General features: G+C 74.9%; 15 protein-coding genes. 4 read left to right on the top strand and 11 right to left on the bottom strand.

Going from position 1 to position 19416, the window contains the following annotated elements:
• Nucleotides 1–91: 91 nt before the first annotated feature.
• Nucleotides 92–1648: a glycerol-3-phosphate dehydrogenase/oxidase gene (locus tag AB0442_RS02970; protein WP_366160209.1), complete on the bottom strand. Its 1557-nt coding sequence runs from the start codon at nt 1646–1648 to the stop codon at nt 92–94.
• 71 nt (nt 1649–1719) lie between these two features.
• Nucleotides 1720–2316: a TetR/AcrR family transcriptional regulator gene (locus AB0442_RS02965; protein WP_344625851.1), complete on the bottom strand. Its 597-nt coding sequence runs from the start codon at nt 2314–2316 to the stop codon at nt 1720–1722.
• A gap of 77 nt (nt 2317–2393) precedes the next feature.
• On the opposite strand from AB0442_RS02965, the gene AB0442_RS02960 reads away from it, so the two are divergent.
• The 3 genes from AB0442_RS02960 (at nt 2394) to AB0442_RS02950 (ending at nt 5363) form a co-directional block, all read left to right on the top strand.
• Nucleotides 2394–3968 carry an FAD-binding oxidoreductase gene (locus tag AB0442_RS02960; protein WP_366160330.1) on the top strand — a complete coding sequence of 525 codons (1575 nt, stop codon included), beginning with the start codon at nt 2394–2396 and terminating at the stop codon, nt 3966–3968.
• A gap of 35 nt (nt 3969–4003) precedes the next feature.
• Nucleotides 4004–4909 (top strand): diacylglycerol kinase, encoded by a 906-nt coding sequence (locus AB0442_RS02955; RefSeq protein ID WP_366160329.1) that lies wholly within the window; start codon nt 4004–4006, stop codon nt 4907–4909.
• A 67-nt stretch (nt 4910–4976) separates the two neighbouring features.
• Nucleotides 4977–5363 carry an MmcQ/YjbR family DNA-binding protein gene (locus AB0442_RS02950; protein ID WP_344625853.1) on the top strand — a complete coding sequence of 129 codons (387 nt, stop codon included), beginning with the start codon at nt 4977–4979 and terminating at the stop codon, nt 5361–5363.
• Nucleotides 5364–5369: 6 nt separating this feature from the next.
• On the opposite strand, the gene AB0442_RS02945 is transcribed toward AB0442_RS02950, so the two are convergent.
• The 8 genes from AB0442_RS02945 to AB0442_RS02910 all read right to left on the bottom strand — a co-directional run bounded on the left by AB0442_RS02945 (nt 5370) and on the right by AB0442_RS02910 (nt 17643).
• Nucleotides 5370–5870, bottom strand: a complete 501-nt coding sequence (locus AB0442_RS02945) for a hypothetical protein (RefSeq protein WP_366160207.1) — start codon at nt 5868–5870, stop codon at nt 5370–5372.
• Between the two features lie 120 nt (nt 5871–5990).
• Nucleotides 5991–8462: a SpoIIE family protein phosphatase gene (locus tag AB0442_RS02940; protein ID WP_366160206.1), complete on the bottom strand. Its 2472-nt coding sequence runs from the start codon at nt 8460–8462 to the stop codon at nt 5991–5993.
• 129 nt (nt 8463–8591) lie between these two features.
• Nucleotides 8592–9251, bottom strand: coding sequence for a TetR/AcrR family transcriptional regulator (locus AB0442_RS02935; RefSeq protein ID WP_366160205.1), 660 nt, complete (start codon nt 9249–9251; stop codon nt 8592–8594).
• Between the two features lie 46 nt (nt 9252–9297).
• Nucleotides 9298–10896, bottom strand: a complete 1599-nt coding sequence (locus tag AB0442_RS02930) for an AMP-binding protein (RefSeq protein ID WP_366160203.1) — start codon at nt 10894–10896, stop codon at nt 9298–9300.
• 269 nt (nt 10897–11165) lie between these two features.
• Nucleotides 11166–12347: an acyl-CoA dehydrogenase gene (locus AB0442_RS02925; RefSeq protein WP_366160202.1), complete on the bottom strand. Its 1182-nt coding sequence runs from the start codon at nt 12345–12347 to the stop codon at nt 11166–11168.
• Nucleotides 12348–12398: 51 nt separating this feature from the next.
• Nucleotides 12399–14327: a biotin carboxylase N-terminal domain-containing protein gene (locus AB0442_RS02920; protein ID WP_366160201.1), complete on the bottom strand. Its 1929-nt coding sequence runs from the start codon at nt 14325–14327 to the stop codon at nt 12399–12401.
• Nucleotides 14328–14350: 23 nt separating this feature from the next.
• The gene (locus tag AB0442_RS02915; protein WP_366160200.1) at nt 14351–15949 is read right to left on the bottom strand and encodes a carboxyl transferase domain-containing protein; all 1599 of its coding nucleotides are present in this window, start codon (nt 15947–15949) and stop codon (nt 14351–14353) included.
• The gene (locus AB0442_RS02910; RefSeq protein ID WP_366160198.1) at nt 15946–17643 is read right to left on the bottom strand and encodes an acyclic terpene utilization AtuA family protein; all 1698 of its coding nucleotides are present in this window, start codon (nt 17641–17643) and stop codon (nt 15946–15948) included. The genes AB0442_RS02915 and AB0442_RS02910 overlap by 4 nt, the downstream gene beginning before the upstream one ends.
• Before the next feature lie 409 nt (nt 17644–18052).
• On the opposite strand from AB0442_RS02910, the gene AB0442_RS02905 reads away from it, so the two are divergent.
• Entirely contained in the window at nt 18053–18304 is a 252-nt protein-coding gene (locus AB0442_RS02905; protein ID WP_366160197.1) for a chaplin, read from the top strand.
• Between the two features lie 86 nt (nt 18305–18390).
• Here AB0442_RS02905 and AB0442_RS02900 read toward each other — a convergent pair whose 3' ends face one another.
• Nucleotides 18391–19287, bottom strand: coding sequence for a Gfo/Idh/MocA family oxidoreductase (locus tag AB0442_RS02900; protein WP_366160327.1), 897 nt, complete (start codon nt 19285–19287; stop codon nt 18391–18393).
• Nucleotides 19288–19416: the final 129 nt, after the last annotated feature.

Raw genomic sequence — 19416 nt, 5'->3', positions numbered from 1 at the left:
TCCCACGCCCGTTCGACTGGCCGTCAGGCTAGCGGCCGGACGGCCCGCGCCGTCGGCACTTGGCGAAGGTGGCAGGGGATGTGACAGCGCCTCAGCCTCCCGCGATCTCCTCGACCGCGGGGCGGGCCAGGTCGGCGTCGGCGGGGACGAGGCCGATGCGGGTGCGGCGGTGCAGGACGTCCTCGGTGTCGAGGGCGCCTTCGTGGGTGAGGGCGTAGGCGATCTCGGCGCGGGTGACGTCGAGGCCTTCGGCCACCGGCTCCAGGGGCCGGGGGACCGCGGCGGCGACGACGTCGGCGGCGAGGCCGCCGTGGCGGGCCACGAGGGGGGCGGGCAGGCCGGCGGTGGGCCGGCTGTCGCTGCGGCCGGGGGCGCCGACCAGGGGCAGTCGGCGGGTGAGGCAGGGCCCGGCGGAGAGTCCGCGGAGGCGGACGGCGGTGTCGACGGCGTCCTCGGCCATCTGCCGGTAGGTGGTCAGCTTGCCGCCGACGACGGTGATGACGCCGTTCGGGGAGTCGAGCACGGCGTGCTTGCGCGAGAGGTCGGCGGTGGCGCCGCCACCGGTGTCGATGAGGGGGCGCAGGCCGGCGAAGGCGCCGCGGACGTCCTCGCGGGTGAGGGCGGTCCGCAGCGCGGTGTTCACGGTGTCGAGCAGGAAGGCGATCTCGGTTCCGGTCGGCTGCGGCTCGTCCGGGATCGGTCCGGGGGCGTCCTCGTCGGTGAGGCCGACGGCGACCCGGCCGAGTTGCTGCGGCAGGGCGAAGACGAAGCGGCTGGTGGAGCCGGGCACCGGCACGGTGAGGGCGGCGCGCGGGTGGCCGAGGGCGGCGGCGTCCAGCACCAGGTGGGTGCCGCGGCTGGGCCGGAGCCGGACGGCGTCGTCGACCTCGCCCGCCCAGACGCCGGCGGCGTTGACGACGGCGCGGGCGGTCACGGTGAGGGTCTCGCCGGTGAGCGTGTCGGTGAGCCGGGCGGAGGTGCCGGTGACCAGGTCGGCGCGGACCCGGGTGAGGACGGTCGCGCCGTGGTGCGCGGCCGTCCGGGCGACGGCGACCACCAGCCGCGCGTCGTCGACGAGTTGGCCGTCGTGGGCGACGAGCGCACCGGACAGCCCGGCGGTGCGGACGGCGGGGACGAGCCGGACGGTCTCCTCGGCGCCGATCCTGCGGACCCGGGGCAGCACGGCGGCGGGCGTGCCGGCCACGGCCCGCAGTGCGTCGCCGGCCAGGAAGCCGGCCCGGACGAGCGCGGCCTGCCCGCGGCCGACGGAGGGCAGCAGCGGGACGAGCTGCGGCAGGGCGCGCACCAGGTGCGGGGCGGTGCGGGTCATCAGGATGCCGCGCTCGACGGCGCTCTCACGGGCGACCCCGATCCGGCCGGAGGCGAGGTAGCGCAGGCCGCCGTGGACGAGCTTGGAGCTCCAGCGGCTGGTGCCGAAGGCGAGGTCGCGGGATTCGACCAGCACGGTGCGCAGCCCGCGGGCGGCCGCGTCGAGGGCGGTGCCGACGCCGGTGATGCCGCCGCCGACGACCAGCAGGTCGATGTCCGGGACGTCGCCGAGGGCGGCGAGTTCGGCCGTCCGGCGGCGGGCGTTGAGGGCGCTGGTTCCGGCGAATCCGGCTGCGGAGGCGGCAGCGGCAGAGGTCACGGCGCGGGGTATCCGTTCGGGTCGGAGGCAGCGGGGGTACGGCGGGCGGCGGCGTCGGGTGGCGGCGGAGGTCAGGGGGCGAGGTAGCCGTTCAGGGCGCGGGCCAGTTCGCGGCGCCAGGCCTGCTCGGGCAGCAGCTGCGCGACCATGCGGTGCGACTGGACGGTGGACTGGGCGATGAGCAGCACCATGGCGGCCATCTCGGTGGGTTCGCCGGCGCGGATGGAGCCGTGCCGCTGGCCCTGGAGGACGGCGGCGCCGATGGCGTCGAGCAGGCCGCGCTGGCTGGTGCCGAGCCGTTCGACGACGTACTCGGTGATCGTGTCGGAGTGCAGCAGGGCGCCGATCACGGGGTGGTCGCGCAGCCGGACGGCGACCTCGACGACGGCGTCGACGAAGGCCTCGCGGTCCTCTCCGGTGAGGACGACCTGCTCCTGGGTGCGGCGGATCTCGCGGGTGAGCAGGGCGCCGATGACCGCGCGGACGTCCGGCCAGCGCCGGTAGACGGTCGGCCGGCTGACCCCGGCGCGGCGGGCGATCTCCGCCAGTTGGGTGCGCTGGACGCCGAGGTGGACGACCAGGTGGGCGGCGGCGTCGAGGATCGCGTCGTCGGTGCTCGTCGCCGGTGCGGCGGGGCCCGTCGGCCCGGTCTCGTTACTGCTTGACATAATGCGTAATACTGTAACGCATGGCATCTGAGACGCAAGCAGGTCAGGACGGCGCCGCCGCGCTGCCCCTCCCCCCGATGAAGTGGGACGCCTGGGGCGACCCGGCCCTCGCCAAGCCGCTCCCCGAGGACGTCAAGGGCCTGCTGGCCGCCGCCCTCGGCGTCTCGGCGGACGCCGCGGCCGAGCCGCTCGCCGCCGAGGACGTCCGGCTGCGGCCCTCCGCCCTCGCCGCCGAGGACGTCGCCGCCCTCGCCGCCGTGGTCGGCGCCGCGCACCTCAGCACGGCCGACGCGGACCGGCTGCCCCGGGCCGGCGGCAAGTCCACCCCGGACCTGCTGCGCCGCCGCAGCCGCGAGCCGCAGGACGCGCCGGACGCCGTGCTGCTGCCCGGCGACGAGGAGGAGATCGCCGCCGTCCTCGCGGTCTGCGCCGAGCGCCGGATCGCCGTGGTGCCCTTCGGCGGCGGCACCAGCGTGGTCGGCGGCCTCGACCCCGTCCGCGGCTCCTTCAGCGCCGTCGTCTCGCTCGACCTGCGCCGCCTGGACGCCCTGCACGCGCTCGACGAGGTCTCCGGCGAGGCGGTGCTCGGCGCCGGCCTCACCGGCCCGCGCGCCGAGGAACTGCTCGCCGAGCGCGGCTGGGAGCTCGGCCACTACCCGCAGAGCTTCCGCTACGCGACCGTCGGCGGCTTCGCCGCCACCCGCTCCTCCGGCCAGGACTCGGCCGGCCACGGCCGCTTCGACGAGATGGTCCGCGGTCTGCGCGTGGTCACCCCGGCCGGGGTGCTGGACCTGGGCCGCGCCCCCGCCTCGGCCGCCGGCCCGGACCTGCGCGAGCTGTTCCTCGGCTCCGAGGGCGTCTTCGGCGTCATCACCCGGGTACGGGTGCGGATCCACCCGCTGCCCGCCGCCAAGGTCCACGAGGCCTGGAGCTTCCCCGACTTCGCCACCGGCGCCGCCGCACTGCGCGCCGTCGAGCAGCAGGACACCGGCCCGACGGTGATCCGGCTGTCGGACGAGGCCGAGACCGCCGTCAACCTGGCGATGACCGAGAAGATCGGCGGCACCCAGGTCACCGGCGGCTGCCTGGCCGTCACCGTCTTCGAGGGCACCGAGGAGCAGGCCGAGGCCCGCCACGAGCGGACCCGGGCCGTCATGCTCGCCGCCGGCGGCACCTCGCTGGGCGCCGAGCCGGCCGTCGGCTGGGAGCACGGCCGGTTCTCCGCCCCGTACCTGCGCGACGCGCTGCTGGACAGCGGCGCGCTCTGCGAGACCCTGGAGACCGCCACCGACTGGGCGAACCTGGACCGGCTCCGGACGGCCGTCACGGCCGCGCTGCAGGCCGGGCTCGGCGCCAACGGCCTGGTGCTCTGCCACATCTCGCACGTCTACCCGACGGGCGCCTCGCTCTACTTCACCGTGGTCGGCGCCCAGCAGGGCGACCCGATCGCCCAGTGGGACGCGGCCAAGCGCGCCGCCTGCGACGCCATCATGGCGAACGGCGGCACCATCACCCACCACCACGCGGTCGGCGCCGACCACCGCCCGTGGATGGAGCAGGAGATCGGCCCGCTCGGTGTGAAGATCCTCCGCGCCGTCAAGGACGCCGTCGACCCGGTCGGCATCCTCAACCCCGGCAAGCTGATCCCGTGACCGCCGCCGCGGCCGGCCGGCCGCCCCGCAGCGTCATGGTGCTCACCAACCCCGCCGCGGGCGGCGGGCACGCCGAGAAGGCCGCCCGCCGGGCCACCGCCCGGCTGCGGGAGCACGGCATCGAGGTGCTGAACACGGCGGGCGCCGACCCCGAGGACGCGATCCGGCTCGCCCGGGAGGCGGTCGGCCGCGGTGTGGACGCCCTGGTCACCGCCGGTGGCGACGGCATGATCAGCCTCGCGCTGCAGGCCCTGGCCGGCACCGGCACCCCGCTGGGCATCGTCCCGGCCGGCACCGGCAACGACCACGCCCGGGCGTACGGGCTGCCGCTCGGCGACCCGGAGACGGCCGCCGACGTGATCGCCGCGGGCCGCACCGCCACCGTCGACCTGGGCCGGGCCACCACCGCGGACGGCACCGGGCGCTGGTTCGGCTCGGTGCTCGCCACCGGCTTCGACTCGCTGGTCAGCGACCGCACCAACCGGCTGCGGTGGCCGCGCGGCCGGATGCGCTACAACCTGGCGATCCTGGTCGAATTCGCCAACCTGCGGCCGCTGCCGTTCCGCCTGGTACTGGCGGACGGCACGGTGATCGAGCGCGACCTCGTGCTCGCCGCGGTGGGCAACACCAGCAGCTACGGCGGCGGCATGCGGATGTGCCCGCAGGCCGACCCGGCCGACGGGCTGTTCGACCTGACGGTCGTCCGGGCGATGCCGCGGCTGAAGGTGGCCAGGTTCTTCCCGACCGTCTTCAAGGGCACCCACGTGCAGCACGAGGAGGTCGAGATCCACCGGACCTCCTCGCTGCGCATCGAGTCCCCCGGCATCACCGCCTACGCCGACGGCGAGTACATCGGCCCGCTGCCGGTGCAGGTCGAGGTGGTGCCGGGTGCGCTGCGCCTGCTGGTGCCGGCAGGCGCGCGGGGTGCGGACACCTCGTGACCGCACCCCTCCGCCGCACCGGCGGCCCGTCCGACGGGCTGTCGGTGCGGCGGGGCAGACTGGGGGCATGACGCCCGAAGCCCTCAAGACGGCCTGCCTGGCACTGAACGGCGCCGAGGAGACCTTCCCGTTCAACGCCGAGACCTCGGTGTTCAAGGTCGGCGGGAAGATGTTCGCCCTCAGCGCGCTGGAGGGCTCGCCGTTGTCGGTGAGCCTCAAGTGCGATCCCGACCTGGCCGTCCGGCTGCGGGCCGAGCACCCGGCGATCACCGGCGGCTGGCACCTCAACAAGCGCCACTGGAACACCGTGCTGCTGGACGGCTCGCTGCCCGCCCGGCTGGTCCTGGACATGATCGAGGACTCGTACGACCTGGTGGTCGCCTCGCTGCCCCGTGCCCAGCAGCTCCGCCTCGACTGGCCCGGCGTCAGGTCCCGCGGCACCGACGGCGGCTGACGCCCGCTACGGCCAGAACGTGTGGCCCCTCACCCGGACGGAGGGCCGGCCCTCGCCGGTGGTCCTGCGCAGCTTGTTGATCCCGGTGTAGGCACGGCCCACCTTGAAGGCGGTCAGGCCGCCGACGAACGAGGCGGCCGTCGCCAGGACGAGCAGGCCGATGGTGCCGGCGGTCGAGTCGGCCCGGGACTCGTCCACCGTCTGCCCGCCGTAGTGCACCAGCATCGGCACCCAGAGCAGCAGCAGGGCGAGCAGCACCACGCCGGCCACCAGGTTGGCGAGCCGCTTCGCCCGGGCCATGGCCAGGCTCTCCACCCGGACGGTGAAGTCCGTCCGGCAGGTCGGGCAGCGGAAGAGGGTCGTGGCGGCGCCCTCGCGCGGGCGGAGGTACTCCGGCGAGGACAGCTGGCTGACCTTCCACCGGGTGGTGACCACGGTGCCGGCCGACTTCACCTCGGCCAGGCAGGCGAAGGACAGCGTGTACCGCTCCCCCAGGTGCACGGGCATGCGCTCGGATCCCCCTCTGCCGCCGCGGGGCCGGTCGGCCGCGCGCCGCTCGTGCTCGGACCTCCATCGTCGGGCCCGGCAGCGGGCACCGTGCGGGAAATCGGCGAATTCCTCGAACAACTATCCGGCGCGGTAAGGGAGTTCGACCTCGGCCCAGACCACCTTGCCCTCCTTGGTGGGGCGGGTGCCCCAGCGGTGGGCGAGTTCGCTGACCAGGTGCATCCCGCGGCCGCCCTCGTCCTCCTCGGCCGAGGAGCGCAGCCGCGGCGACTGGCTGCCGGCGTCGGAGACCTCGACGGTCAGCGTGCGGTCGTCGCGGTAGAGCCGCAGCCGGCGCGGCGCGTCGGCGTGCAGCAGCGCGTTGGTGACGAGTTCACTGACCATCAGTTCCGCGAAGTCCGAGTGCCCGGCCAGGCCCCAGGCCTGCAGGGTGGCCCGGGTGAAGCGGCGGGCCTGCGCGGGCAGCGGGCCCTCGCCCGGGAGGTCGAGGGTGGCGATCCGCTCGGCGGGGACGGGCAGCGCGCGGGCGAGGATCATCGCGATGTCGTCGTCCGTGCCCTCGGCGACCAGCGCGGCGAGCACCGCGTCGGCGCTCTCCTCCAGGGTCCGCGGCCGGCCGGCCAGGGTGCGGGCGAGCAGCGCGATGCCCTCGTCGATGTCCTGGCCCCGCCGTTCGATCAGTCCGTCGGTGTAGAGGGCGACGGTCGCACCGACCGGCAGGGTGAACTCGACGCTCTCGAAACCCGCACCGCCGATGCCGAGCGGGACGCCGGGCGGCAGGTCGACCGTGCTGGCGGTGCCGTCCGGGGCGACCCGGACGGGCGGCAGGTGCCCGGCCGAGGCGACCGTGCAGGTGCGGTCCACGGGGTCGTAGACCAGGCAGATGCAGGTGGCGAACTGGCCCTCGCCGATGGCGTTGGCGGTCTCGTCGAGGCGGGTGAGCACCTGCTCGGGCGGCAGGTCGAGGGTGGCCAGGGTGCGGGCGACGGTGCGCAGCTGGCCCATGGTGGCGGCGGCCCGGATGCCGTGGCCCATCACGTCGCCGACGACCAGGGCGACCCGGCCGCAGGAGAGCGGCACCACGTCGAACCAGTCGCCGCCGACCTCGGAGACCAGGCTGCTCGGCAGGTAGCGGTGGGCGATCTCCAGGCCGAGGGTGCGGTGGATCTCCTGCGGCAGCAGGCTGCGCTGCAGGGTGAGGGCGGTCTCGCGCTCGCGGCGGTACAGCCGGGCGTTGTCGATGGCGAGGGCGGCGCGGGCGACGAGTTCCTCGGCGAGCGCCACGTCCGCCGCGGTGAACGGCTCCGGGTTGCGGGTGCGGACGAACTCGGCGCCGCCGAGCACCATCCCGCGGGCCAGCACCGGCACCATCAGGTACGAGTGGACGCCCGCGGCGATGCCCGGACCCACCCGGTCGGAGGTCGGCACCAGGCCGCGCAGCACCTCCTCGTCGACGTGCGAGCGCAGCAGCGGCCGGCCGCTGCGCAGGCACTGGGTGTAGACGCGTTGGGCGTCGTACTCGGTCGTCGCCCCGACGGCGTCGGCGGCCCGGGTGAGCCCGGCCTCGTAGGCCTCGCCGACGGCGACGGCGCGGACGAGGATCGGCTTGTCGGGCTGGATGGGGGCGGGCTCCTCGCCGCGCAGCACCGGCTCCAGCAGGTCGACGGTGGCGAAGTCGGCGAACCGCGGGATGACCGCCTCGATCAGTTCCTCGGCGGTGCGCTGCAGGTCGAGGGTGGTGCCGATGCGGGCGGTGGCCTCGGCGAGCAGGGCGAGGCGCTCCTGGGCGCGGGCGGCGCGCGCCTCGGCCTGGAAGCGCTCGGTGACGTCGATCAGCGAGGAGCTGACGCCGAGCACCCGGCCGGTGGAGTCCTCCAGCCGGAAGTAGGAGGCGGACCAGGCGCGGTCGCGGCGCGGCTCGCCGGGGGTGCGGCCGTGCGAGCGGGCGTCGACGATCGGGCGGCCGGTGGTGAGCACCTGGCGCATCACGGCCTCGATCTCGGCGCTGTTGAGGCCGGGCAGCACGCCGGAGACGCGGCGGCCGATGTGCTCGTCCACCGGCACGCCGTTGATCTTGGCGAGGGCGTGGTTGAGCCGGACGAAGCGCAGGTCGGTGTCGTAGACCGCCATCCCGATCGGGGACTGGTTGAAGATGCCGTCGAGGACGGCGAGGTCCGCCTCCACCTGGCGCAGCGCGCGGACGTCGGAGCCGGTGACCAGCAGCAGGTGCTGACCGCCGGGGCCGGCGATCGGGTAGGTGTGGAACTCGATCTCGACGTCGGAGCCGTCCCGGTGCCGGATCGGGTGGATGCCGGACCAGCCGGAGCCCGCCATGATCTGCTTGAACAGCTCGTCGGCCGCCTGCCGCCGGCCCTCGGGGACGAGCAGTTCGGCCGCGTAGGAGCCGACGGCGTCCTCGGCGGAGTGGCCGGAGAGCGCCTCGGCCTCCTCGCTCCAGTGCAGGATGCGGCCGTCCTCCTGGAGGAGGGCGGTGGCGAGCGGCACCAGCCGGTGTCCGGCCAGGCGCGCCGAAGCGGCGCCCGCCTCACCGCGGCCGGCGCCGTCGGTGGCGGTCCAGTCGAATCCGTGCATCTTCAGGAGTTCACCTGCCCGGTACCTTCCCGGTGGGAGGCCGGCCAATCCGGTCCCCACCAGACTGCACAAAGCCCGGCCGGACGGCGACTGCGGGTCGCCGTCCGGCCGGGCGCGGTCTGTTCGTACTCAGCACGCCGATCTCCCGCCGGCCGGACCGTCCGCGGCCGGTCCCCCGCCGGCCAGTGCCGCCTCCAGCAGCCCGGCCCACTGGCGGACGATCCCGGCCCGGCGGGCCCCGTCGTCGGTCAGCAGGTTGGCCAGGCCGAGGCCCCGGGCCATGTCCATGGTGGCCTGCACGGTCTCCCGCACCCCGGGCCGGGACTCGTCCGCGCCGAGGAACTCCACGGCGGCCCGGTGGGACTCCCGGCCGACGTGGTTCTCCAGCGCGACGATCCGCTCGCGCAGCGCGTCCTCGGTGGCGGCGGCCACCCACAGGTGCAGCGCGGCGCGGAACAGCGGACCGGTGTAGAGCCGGACGATCATGGAGACCACGGCCTCGGTGCGCCCCGGACCGGCCGGCGGCAGCTGCTCGGCGCTGGCCCGCACCTGGGCCAGCCGCTCGTCGGCGACGTGCTCGACGGCCGCCGTGAAGAGGTCCTCGCGGGTCGGGAAGTGGTGCTGGGCGGCGCCCCGCGTCACCCCGGCCCGCTCGGCGACCACGGCGACCGTCGAACCCTGCCAGCCCAGCTCGGCCAGGCACTCCACGGCGGCCTCCAGCAGGCGGCGGCGGGTGGCGCGGCTTCGGTCCTGCTGCGGGGTGCGCAGGGCGGCGGCGTGGGCGGTCATGGCCTGGCTTTCCGGTGGCGGTGTACGGCGGTTGCGCCCGATCCTCTCAGATCGCCGGCGCGCCGGTGGCGGACGGGCGGGCCCGCAGCTCGCGGCGGAGGATCTTGCCGCTCGCGGACTTCGGCACCGCGTCGAGGAACTCCACCGCCCGCACCTTCTTGTACGGGGCCACCTGCGCCGCCACGTACTCCTGGACCTGGGCCCCGGTCAGCTCGCTGCCGGGGGCCCGCACCACGAAGGCCTTCGGGCGCTCGGTGCCGTCCTCGCCGGTGACACCGACCACCGCGGCGTCCGCGATCTCCGGGTGGGTGAGCAGCAGCGCCTCCAGCTCGGCGGGCGCGACCTGGTACCCCTTGTACTTGATCAGCTCCTTCACCCGGTCGACGACGAAGAGGTAGCCGTCCTCGTCGACGTAGCCGACGTCACCGGTGTGCAGCCAGCCGTCGGCGTCCAGCATCGCGTCGGTCTCCGACTGGCGGCCGAAGTAGCCCTTCATCACCTGCGGACCGCGGAAGAGCAGCTCGCCGCGCTGACCCGTCGACAGGTCGGTGTCGGGGTCGTCCAGCGAGACGATCCTCAGCTCGGTGGAGGCCACCATCTTCCCGACCGTGCCGGGCGGCGGCGCCGGGTCGTCCAGCGGGACGACGTGGGTGACCGGGGAGAGCTCGGTCATGCCGTAGCCCTGGTGGATGCGCGGCAGGCCGAGCCGGCGGGCGGCGGCGTCCGCGAGCTCGGCGTCCAGCGGGGCGGCGGCGCTGAGCACGTACTTCACCGAGGACAGGTCGTACCGGTCGACCAGCGGGTGCTTGGCCAGCGCGAGGACCATCGGCGGGGCCGCGAAGACGCCCTCGATCCGCTGCTCCTGGATGGTCCGCAGGAACTGCTCCAGGTCGAAACGGGGCAGCACGACGACGGTCGAGCCGCAGCGCAGCGGATGGTTGAGCAGCGCCGTCAGGCCGTAGATGTGGAAGAAGGGCAGCACGGCGATGATCCGCTCGCCGGCGGCGGTGGCGTGCACCGAGTCGGTCTGCGCCAGGTTCGAGCCGATCGACCGGTGGGTCAGCATCACGCCCTTCGGCAGGCCGGTGGTGCCGCTGGAGTACGGCAGCACGGCGAGGTCGCCGGCGTCGATCCGCGGGGCGGGCTCCGCCGCGGTGGTCGCGGCGAGGTCGGCGAGCGAGCGGTGGCCGGGGGCCTCGTCGCAGACGAAGACCTCCGCGATCGGGCGGCCCTCGGCGGCGAGCGCGGCGGCGGCCTCGGTCGCGACCGGCAGGAAGGCGGAGACGGTGACGATCCAGCGGGCGCCGCTGTCGCGCAACTGCCCGGCGAGTTCACCCGCGGTGGCGAGTGAACTGACCGTGGTGACGGTGGCGCCGGTGCGGGTCGCGCCGTAGAAGGCGACCGGCCAGGCGATGGTGTTCGGACTGAACAGCGCGACCACGTCCCCCTGGCGGACACCCGCCTCGGCGAGGCCGGCCGCGGTCAGGCGGGCGGCGAGGTCGAGCTCGGCGTAGCTGAGGGTGCGGCCGGTGACGCCGTCGACCAGGGCGGGCAGCTCGGCCCGGCCGTTCAGGTCACCGAGGACGGCGTCGTGGATCGGCAGGTCGACGGGCTCGATCTCGGGGTGGTCGCTGCGGAACACCATGCATACCTCCGGCGGGGGTGGTGGGGAGCTCGCGGTGCTGCCAGGTTGCCGGGTGACAGCCTGCCCGTTTTCCGCCCCGCCGCCCAGAGGGCGTACAGCACGAAACGAGGGCGACCACTCAGGGGCGCTGGGGGCACCTCCCGGCCGAAGGCTGGGGGCGGAACTGCGCAGTCCGGGACCGGGTACCAGGACAGCACGGGCCAAGCCCGGATCTGTACGTGGGCCGCATCCCGATTGCGCAGTTCCCGCGCCCCTGACCTCGTGACCTCCTAGTACGAGCGGGGCAGGCCGAGGGTGTGCTGGGCGACGTAGTTGAGGACCATCTCGCGGCTGACCGGGGCGACCCGGCCGACGCGGGTGACGGTGAGGAGGGCGGCGAGGCCGTACTCCTGGGTGAGGCCGTTGCCGCCGAGGGTCTGGACGGCCTGGTCGACGGCCCGGCAGGCGGCTTCCGCCGCGGCGTACTTGGCCATGTTCGCGGCTTCGCCCGCCGCGAGGTCGTCCCCGGCGTCGTACAGGTGGGCGGCCTTCTGGGTCATCAGCCGGGCGAGTTCGACCTCGATGGCGCACTGGGCGAGCGGGTGGGCTATGCCCTGGTGGGCGCCGATCGGGGTGTCCCAGACGGTGCGGGTGCGGGCGTAGTCGACGGCGGTGTCGAGGGCGCGGCGGGCGGCGCCGATGGAGAACGCCGCGGTCATGATCCGTTCGGGGTTGAGGCCGGCGAAGAGCTGCAGCAGGCCCGCGTCCTCGTCGCCGACCAGGGCGTCCGCGGGCAGCCGGACGTCGTCCAGGAAGACCTGGAACTGCTTCTCCGCGGCGACCAGCTCCATCGGGATGGCCCGGTACTCGAAGCCGGGGGTGTCCCGGGGGACGACGAAGAGCGAGGGCCGCAGCCGCCCGGTGCGGGCGTCCTCGGTGCGGGCGACGAAGAGCACGGCGTCGGCGTGGTCGATGCCGGAGATGAAGACCTTGCGGCCGGTGAGCAGCCAGTCCTCGCCGTCACGGCGGGCGACGGTGGCGATCCGGTGGGAGTTGGAGCCGGCGTCGGGTTCGGTGATGCCGAAGGCCATCCGGCGGGTGCCGTCGGCGAGGCCGGGAAGCCAGCGGCGGCGCTGTTCCTCGGTGCCGTAACGGGCGATGACGGTGCCGCAGATGGCGGGTGAGACGACGAGCATCAGCAGCGGGCAGCCGCCGGCGCCGAGCTCTTCGAGGACGATGGCGAGTTCGGTGATGCCGGCGCCCCCGCCGCCGTACTCGGCGGGCAGGTTGACGCCGAGGTAGCCGAGTTTGCCGGCTTCGGCCCACAGTTCGTCGGCGTACTCGCCGGCGCGGGCCTTGGCCTGGAACCAGGCGGGGCCGAAGCGGGCGGCGAGGTCGGCGACGGCCCGGCGCAGGGCCAGCTGTTCGGGGGTCTCGACGAGGGTGCCTGCGGTGGTGCGCGGTGCGGACATGCGGCGTCCTTCCGGGCGGTGAGGGTGGGTGCCGTACGGGGTGTGCGGGGCTCAGGCGGGCTGGACGACGGCGAGGACGGCGCCGGGCTCGACCTGCTGGCCGGGGGCGACGCGGAGTTCGGTGAGCAGCCCGTCGGCGGGGGCGGTGACCCGGTGCTCCATCTTCATCGCCTCCAGCCAGAGCAGCGGCTGTCCGGCGGTGACGGTGTCGCCGACCGCGGCGGCGGTGCGGACGACGGTGCCGGGCATGGGGGCGAGCAGGGCGCCGGGGTCGGTCCGCTGCGCCGGGTCGGGGAAGCGGTCGAGGGCGGTGAGGGCGGTGGCGCCGTTCGACCCGTCGACCCAGACGCCGGTGCCGTGGGCGGCGACGTGGAAGGTCTGCCGCAGGGTGCCCGTCTCCAGGACGACCAGGTCCGGGGCGGAGTGGAGCAACCGGGTGCCGGGATGGCCCTCGGCGTCGAGCCCGTGGCGGCCGATCCGGTAGCGGACCTCCCATTCGCCGCCGTCGGCGGCGCGGTACCGCTTGACCTGCGGCTGGGAGGGCAGGTTGCGCCAGCCGGAGGGCAGCGCGGTGCGGCGGGAGGCGGCGTCGGCGAGGGCGGCGGCGAGGGCGGCGAGCGGGGTGTCCTTGCCGTCGGGGGCCGTGAGGTCGGCGGCGTGTTCGGTGAGGAAGCCGGTGTGCAGCCGGGCTTCCAGGAAGGCGGGGTGGCGCAGGGCGCGGACGAGCAGGTCGCGGTTGGTGGCGGGGCCGTGGATCCGGGCGCGGCCGAGCGCGTCGGCGAGCCGGCGGGCGGCGGCGGCCCGGGTGGGGGCCCAGGCGACGACCTTGGCGAGCATGGCGTCGTAGTGCACGGTGACGGTGGTGCCGTCCTCGGCGCCGGAGTCCAGGCGCAGTCCGGCGGTGGCCCCGCCGGTGGTGAATTCGGTGTGCGGGTGGGCGAGGGCGAGGCGGTGCAGGGTGCCGGTCTGGGGCTGCCAGTCGCGGGCCGGGTCCTCGGCGTAGAGGCGGACCTCGACGGCGTGGCCGGTGGTGGCGGGCGGTTCGGCGGGCAGGGCCTCGCCCTCGGCGACGGCGATCTGCAGGGCGACCAGGTCGAGGCCTGTGACGCATTCGGTGACGGGGTGTTCGACCTGGAGGCGGGTGTTCATCTCCAGGAAGGCGAGCCGGCCGTCGGGGGCGAGCAGGAATTCGGCGGTTCCGGCGCCGACGTAGCCGATGGCCCGGGCGGCGTCGACGGCGGCGCGGTGGAGTTCGGTGCGCTGCCGTGCGGTGAGGCCGGGGGCGGGGGCCTCCTCGATCACCTTCTGGTGGCGGCGCTGCAGGGAGCAGTCGCGGTCGCCGACGGCCCACACGGTGCCGTGGGTGTCGGCCATCAGCTGGACCTCGACGTGCCGGCCGGTGGGCAGGTACGGCTCGCAGAAGACCTCGTCGGAGCCGAACGCGGAGAGGGCTTCGGCGCGGGCTGCGGCGAGCGCGGCGGGCAGTTCGGCGAGGTCGCGGACGATCCGCATGCCGCGTCCGCCGCCGCCGGCCGCAGCCTTGACGAGCAGCGGCAGGTCGGCCTCGGCGGGTTCGGCGCCGACGGTGAGGACGGGTACGCCGGCCGCGGCCATCAGCCGTTTGGCCGCGGTCTTGGAGCCCATGGCGGCGATCGCGGCGGGCGGCGGCCCGATCCAGGCGAGTCCGGCGTCGAGGACGGCCTGCGCGAAGTCGGCGTTCTCGGAGAGGAAGCCGTAACCGGGGTGGACGGCGTCCGCGCCGGCGGCGCGGGCGGCGGCGATCAGCAGGTCGGCCCGGAGGTAGGTGTCGGCGGGGGCGGCGCCGGGGAGACGGACGGCGGTGTCGGCCTCCCGGACGTGCGGGGCGTCGGCGTCCGGGTCGGAGTGCACGGCGACGGTGGCGATGCCGAGGTCGCGGCAGGTGCGGAAGATCCGCCGGGCGATCTCGCCGCGGTTGGCGACCAGCAGAGAGGTGATCACTTGGGTCGTTCCTCCACGAGAAGCTACATCCGGAAGACGCCGTAGCCGCGGGCGCCCTCGACGGGGCCGCTGTGCACGGCGGAGAGGCAGAGTCCGAGCACGGTCCTGGTGTCCCGTGGGTCGATGACGCCGTCGTCGTAGAGCCGTCCGGAGAGGAAGGCGGGCAGCGACTCGGCCTCGATCTGCTGCTCGACCATGGCGCGGATCGCCGCGTCGGCGTCCTCGTCGTACGGGGTGCCCTTGGCGGCGGCGGACTGCCGGGCGACGATGGACAGCACCCCGGCGAGCTGCTGCGGGCCCATCACCGCGGACTTGGCGCTCGGCCAGGCGAACAGGAAGCGCGGCTCGTAGGCCCGCCCGCACATGCCGTAGTGCCCGGCGCCGTAGGAGGCGCCCATCAGCACGGACAGGTGCGGGACGCGCGAGTTGGAGACCGCGTTGATCATCATCGCGCCGTGCTTGATGATGCCGCCCTGCTCGTAGGCCTCGCCGACCATGTAGCCGGTGGTGTTGTGCAGGAAGAGCAGCGGGATGTCGCGCTGGTTGGCGAGCTGGATGAACTGGGCGGCCTTCTGCGACTCGGCGCTGAAGAGCACGCCCTGCGCGTTGGCGAGGATGCCGACGGGGTAGCCGTGCACGGTGGCCCAGCCGGTGGCCAGGCTCGGCCCGTACAGCGGCTTGAACTCGTCGAAGTCGGAGCCGTCGACGATCCGGGCGATGACCTCGCGCGGGTCGAAGGGCACCCGCAGGTCGCCGGGGACGATGCCGAGCAGCTCCTCCTCGTCGTACTTCGGCGGCTCGGCGGTGGTGTCGGGCAGCGGGCCGCTGCGCTGCCAGTGCAGCCGTTTGACGATCCGGCGGGCGATCCGGCAGGCGTCCGGCTCGTCCTCGGCGACGTGGTCGGCGAGGCCGGAGGTGCGGGCGTGCATGTCGGCGCCGCCGAGCCGTTCCTCGTCGGCCTCCTCGCCGGTGGCCATCTTGACCAGCGGCGGGCCGCCGAGGAAGACCTTGGCGCGCTCGCGCACCAGCACGGTGTGGTCGGACATGCCGGGCACGTAGGCGCCGCCGGCGGTGGAGTTGCCGAAGACGACGGCGACCGTCGGGATGCCGGCGGCGGAGAGCCGGGTGAGGTCGCGGAAGAGCGCCCCGCCGGGGATGAAGATCTCCTTCTGGCTGGGCAGGTCGGCGCCGCCGGACTCGACCAGGTTCACCAGCGGCAGCCGGTTGTGCAGGGCGACCTCGTTGGCCCGCAGCGCCTTCTTCAGCGTCCACGGGTTGCTGGCGCCGCCGCGCACGGTCGGGTCGTTGGCGGTGATGACGCAGACCGTGCCCTCGATCACCCCGATGCCGGTGACCAGGGCGGCGCCGACCGGGTGGTCGCTGCCCCAGGCGGCGAGCGGGGAGAGCTCCAGGAACGGCGAGTCCTGGTCGAGGAGGAGTTCGATGCGCTCGCGGGCGAGCAGCTTGCCGCGGTTGCGGTGCCGCTCGACGTAGCGGGGGCCGCCGCCGGCCAGCGCCTTGGCGTGTTCGGCGTCGAGGGCGGCGAGCTTCTCCAGCATCGCGGCCCGGTGGGCGGTGTGCTCGGCGCCGCCGGGGTCGAGGCGGGTGGGGAGGACGGTCACAGGAGGGCCTCCGGGATGTCGAGGTGCCGGGAGCGCAGCCACTCCCCCAGCGCCTTGGCCTGCGGGTCGAAACGGGCCTGTGCGGCGACTCCCTCGCCGAGCAGCCCGGCGATGGTGAAGTTGACGGCCCGCAGGTTGGGCAGTAGGTGCCGTTCCACCGTCAGTGCGGCGGTCTCGGGGAGCAGTCGGCGCAGCAGGTCGGTGGTGAGGGTGTGGGCGAGCCAGCGCCAGCCGTCCTCGGTGCGGGCCCAGACGCCGAGGTTGGCGTCGCCGCCCTTGTCGCCGCTGCGGGCGCCGGCGACCAGGCCGAGCGGGGCGCGGCGGGTCGGCCCGGCGGGCAGCGGCTCCGGCATCGGCGGTTCGGCGAGCGGTTCGAGCGGCCGGGTGCGGTCGGGTGCGGGGACGGGCCGGGCGGTGCCGTCGGGCAGCACCGCGGTGTGCGGGACGCCGCGCCGGTCGGTGTACGCGGTCTCGAAGACGCCGTACGGGGTGCCGGGGCCGGGCGGTGCGGTGAGGTGGAAGCCGGGGTAGCCGGCGAGGCCGAGTTCGACGGCGGCGGCGCCGACGGCCCGGCCGACGGCCCGCTCGTCGGGGTCGCGGACGGTGAGGCGCAGCAGCGCGGAGGCCGCCTCCTCGGTGTCGGCGTCGGGGTGGTCGGTGCGGGCGAGGGTCCAGCGGAGTTCGGCGGGCCGGCGGGTGAGCGCCTGCTCGAACTGGCGGCGCACCAGGTCGGCCTTGGCCTCGACGTCGAGGCCGGTGAGGACGAAGACGACCTCGTTGCGGTAGCCGCCGAGCCGGTTGAGGCCGACCTTGAGGCCGGGCGGCGGTGCCTCGCCGCGGACGCCCTCGACGAGCACCCGGTCGGGCCCCTGCTGGGCGAGCCGGACGGTGTCCAGGCGGGCCGTCACGTCCGGTCCGGCGTAGCGCGGTCCGGCGGTCTCGTAGAGCAGCTGGGCCGTGACGGTCTCGACGGTGACGGCGCCGCCGGTGCCGGGGTGCTTGGTGATGACGCTGCTGCCGTCGGCGTGGATCTCGGCGAGCGGGAAGCCGGGGCGGGGGTCGGCGCCGGGGCCGAGGTGCTCGCGGAAGAAGGCGTAGTTGCCGCCGGTGGCCTGGGCGCCGCACTCGAGGACGTGGCCGGCGACGACGGCGCCGGCGAGCGGGTCGAGGTCGTCGGGTCCCCAGCCGAAGTGGGCCATGGCGGGGCCGGTGACGAGCGCGGCGTCGGTGACCCGGCCGGTGACGACGACGTCGGCGCCGCCGCGCAGGCAGGCGGCGATGCCGGCCCCGCCGAGGTAGGCGTTGGCGGCGAGCAGGCCGGGCCGGGGGCCGAACTCCGCGGCGCGGGCGAGCAGGTCGTCGCCGAGGACGTGGCCGGTGCGCAGTGCGAGGCCCTGCTTGGCGGCGAGTTCGGCGACCGCCTCGGCGAGCCGGGCGGGGTTGAGTCCGCCGGCGTTGACGACGAGCTTGACGCCGCGTTCGGCGGCGAGCGCGAGGCACTGCTCGGCCTGCCGGAGGAAGGTCTTGGCGTAGCCGAGGCCCGGGTCCTTCAGCCGGTCGCGGGCGAGGATGAGCATGGTGAGCTCGGCGAGGTAGTCGCCGGTCAGCACGTCCAGCGGTCCACCGGTGAGCATCTCCTCGAACGCGGCGAACCGGTCGCCGTAGAACCCGGACGCATTGCCGATCCTGAGCATGCCCGCCTCCCCTGCGCTGGTCGTGCAGCAGCCTGGCAGCGGCCCGTGAATAAATCAAGCATGCATGCTTGTTTTGGCCCGGAACCGGTTCCGGAGCCGGTTCCCGGCCGCCCCGGGAGTCCGGTCGACGGGCGGCCCGGTGGAACGGTTCGTCCGGCGAGGGCCGTGGCCGCACGGGGGTGGTGCGGGCCCGAATCCGACGGGTCGTCACAGCCCGTAATCAGAAGCGGGGTCCCGAGTAGCGCCGATGGCCCAGTGGTCGTGGAGATTCCCACCCGGGCGGGCGAACCTCGCGCGTGCCCGGAGGACCGTTCCGCCCCGCCGTGCCAAGACTGGGTGTCGGGCGCCGCCCGGCCGGCAGGCCGTCGGCCCGGCGCCCGGGTTCCACCCAGGAACGTCCCCTCCCGAATTGGAGAAGACCGTGAAGGACATCCGCAAGGCTCTCGCGCTGACCGTCGCCGCCGGTGCTCTCGTGCTCGGCTCGGCCGGCGTGGCCAACGCAGACGCGAGCGCCGTCGGCACGGCCACCGACTCCCCGGGCGTGCTGTCCGGCAACGTGGTTCAGGTTCCGATCCACATTCCCGTCAACGCCTGCGGGAACAGCATCAACCTGATCGGCCTGCTGAACCCGCCGGCCGGCAACGTCTGCACCAACAGCTGAGCCTCGCGCACGGGTGCCCCCGTACGGCCCGCTCCACGGGCCGGCCGGGGGCGCCGGCGCGACCGCCACCGGCCGGTGGCGGTCCGTCAGGCCTGGGCCTCGATCTGCTCGACGACGTGCTCGCACAGCTCGTGGGTGCGCAGCGCGTCCCGCGCGGAGAGCACCTTGCCGGCCCGGACGGACTCCAGGAAGGACAGCACGATCTGTTCGATGCCGCGCTGGCGCGCGACCGACACCCAGTCGCCGCGGCGGCGGACGGTCGGCTGGCCGCGGAAGTCGACGATCTCGGCGAGGTTGATGACGCTGCGCTTGGAGTCGCCGCCGGAGACCTCCAGCACCTCCTCGGTGGCGCCGCTCATCCGGTTCATGATGCCGAGGGCGGTGAAGCCCTGGCCCGCCAGGGTGAGCACGACGTGCTCCATCAGGCCGTCGCGGCTGCGGGAGCGGACGTCCACGTGCTCGATCTCGCCCGGCACCAGGAAGCGCAGGGTGTCGACCACGTGGATGAAGTCGTCGAAGACGGCGGAACGGGCGGACTCCGGGAGCCCCTCGCGGTGCTTCTGAAGCACGATCAGGTCGCGCGACCGTTCCTGGGCGAGCAGGTAGCCGGGGGCGTGCCGGCGGTTGAAGCCGACCAGCAGCGAACGGTCGGCCTGCTCGGCGAGGTCGACCAGCCGGCGGGCGCCGTCCAGGGTGTGGTCCAGCGGCTTGTCCACGTAGACGTCGACGCCGGCGGTCAGCAGCTGCTCGACGATCGGGACGTGCTGGCTGGTGGAGGCGTGCACGAAGGCGGCCCGGATCCCGCTGTCGATGACCTCGCCGAGGTCGGTGTAGCGGTGCGCGATCCGGTGGGCGTCGCCGAGGCGGTCCAGCTTGGCACGGTCGCGGGTCATCAGCCTCAGGTCGAGGCCCGGCTGGGCGGTGAGCACCGGGAGGTACGCCTTCTGCGCGATGTCGCCGAGGCCGATCACCGCCACCGGCAGGGGTGCGGGGTCGATGTCGTGGTCGTGGCTCACGGGCTCTCCTGCCGAGGGTGCGGTGGCCCCCTTGCCGGGTGGTCGGGGGCGGGCCGCCCAGCAGCATATGCCAGCCATGCCGTTGAGCAGTCCGGA

Source organism: Kitasatospora sp. NPDC085895 (genome assembly GCF_040702125.1).
GTDB lineage: Bacteria > Actinomycetota > Actinomycetes > Streptomycetales > Streptomycetaceae > Kitasatospora > Kitasatospora arboriphila.
Note: the sequence above shows the minus strand (reverse complement) of the source record. Positions and strands in the feature narration are given on the sequence as shown.

What these genes read in the sequence shown, in the direction of transcription:
- AB0442_RS02965 (WP_344625851.1), bottom strand. Translation starts at nt 2,316, where the DNA reads ATGTCAAGCAGTAACGAGACCGGGCCGACGGGCCCCGCCGCACCGGCG.
- AB0442_RS02960 (WP_366160330.1), top strand. Translation starts at nt 2,394, where the DNA reads ATGAAGTGGGACGCCTGGGGCGACCCGGCCCTCGCCAAGCCGCTCCCC.
- AB0442_RS02955 (WP_366160329.1), top strand. Translation starts at nt 4,004, where the DNA reads ATGGTGCTCACCAACCCCGCCGCGGGCGGCGGGCACGCCGAGAAGGCC.
- AB0442_RS02950 (WP_344625853.1), top strand. Translation starts at nt 4,977, where the DNA reads ATGACGCCCGAAGCCCTCAAGACGGCCTGCCTGGCACTGAACGGCGCC.
- AB0442_RS02945 (WP_366160207.1), bottom strand. Translation starts at nt 5,870, where the DNA reads ATGCCCGTGCACCTGGGGGAGCGGTACACGCTGTCCTTCGCCTGCCTG.
- AB0442_RS02940 (WP_366160206.1), bottom strand. Translation starts at nt 8,462, where the DNA reads ATGCACGGATTCGACTGGACCGCCACCGACGGCGCCGGCCGCGGTGAG.
- AB0442_RS02935 (WP_366160205.1), bottom strand. Translation starts at nt 9,251, where the DNA reads ATGACCGCCCACGCCGCCGCCCTGCGCACCCCGCAGCAGGACCGAAGC.
- AB0442_RS02930 (WP_366160203.1), bottom strand. Translation starts at nt 10,896, where the DNA reads ATGGTGTTCCGCAGCGACCACCCCGAGATCGAGCCCGTCGACCTGCCG.
- AB0442_RS02925 (WP_366160202.1), bottom strand. Translation starts at nt 12,347, where the DNA reads ATGTCCGCACCGCGCACCACCGCAGGCACCCTCGTCGAGACCCCCGAA.
- AB0442_RS02910 (WP_366160198.1), bottom strand. Translation starts at nt 17,643, where the DNA reads ATGCTCAGGATCGGCAATGCGTCCGGGTTCTACGGCGACCGGTTCGCC.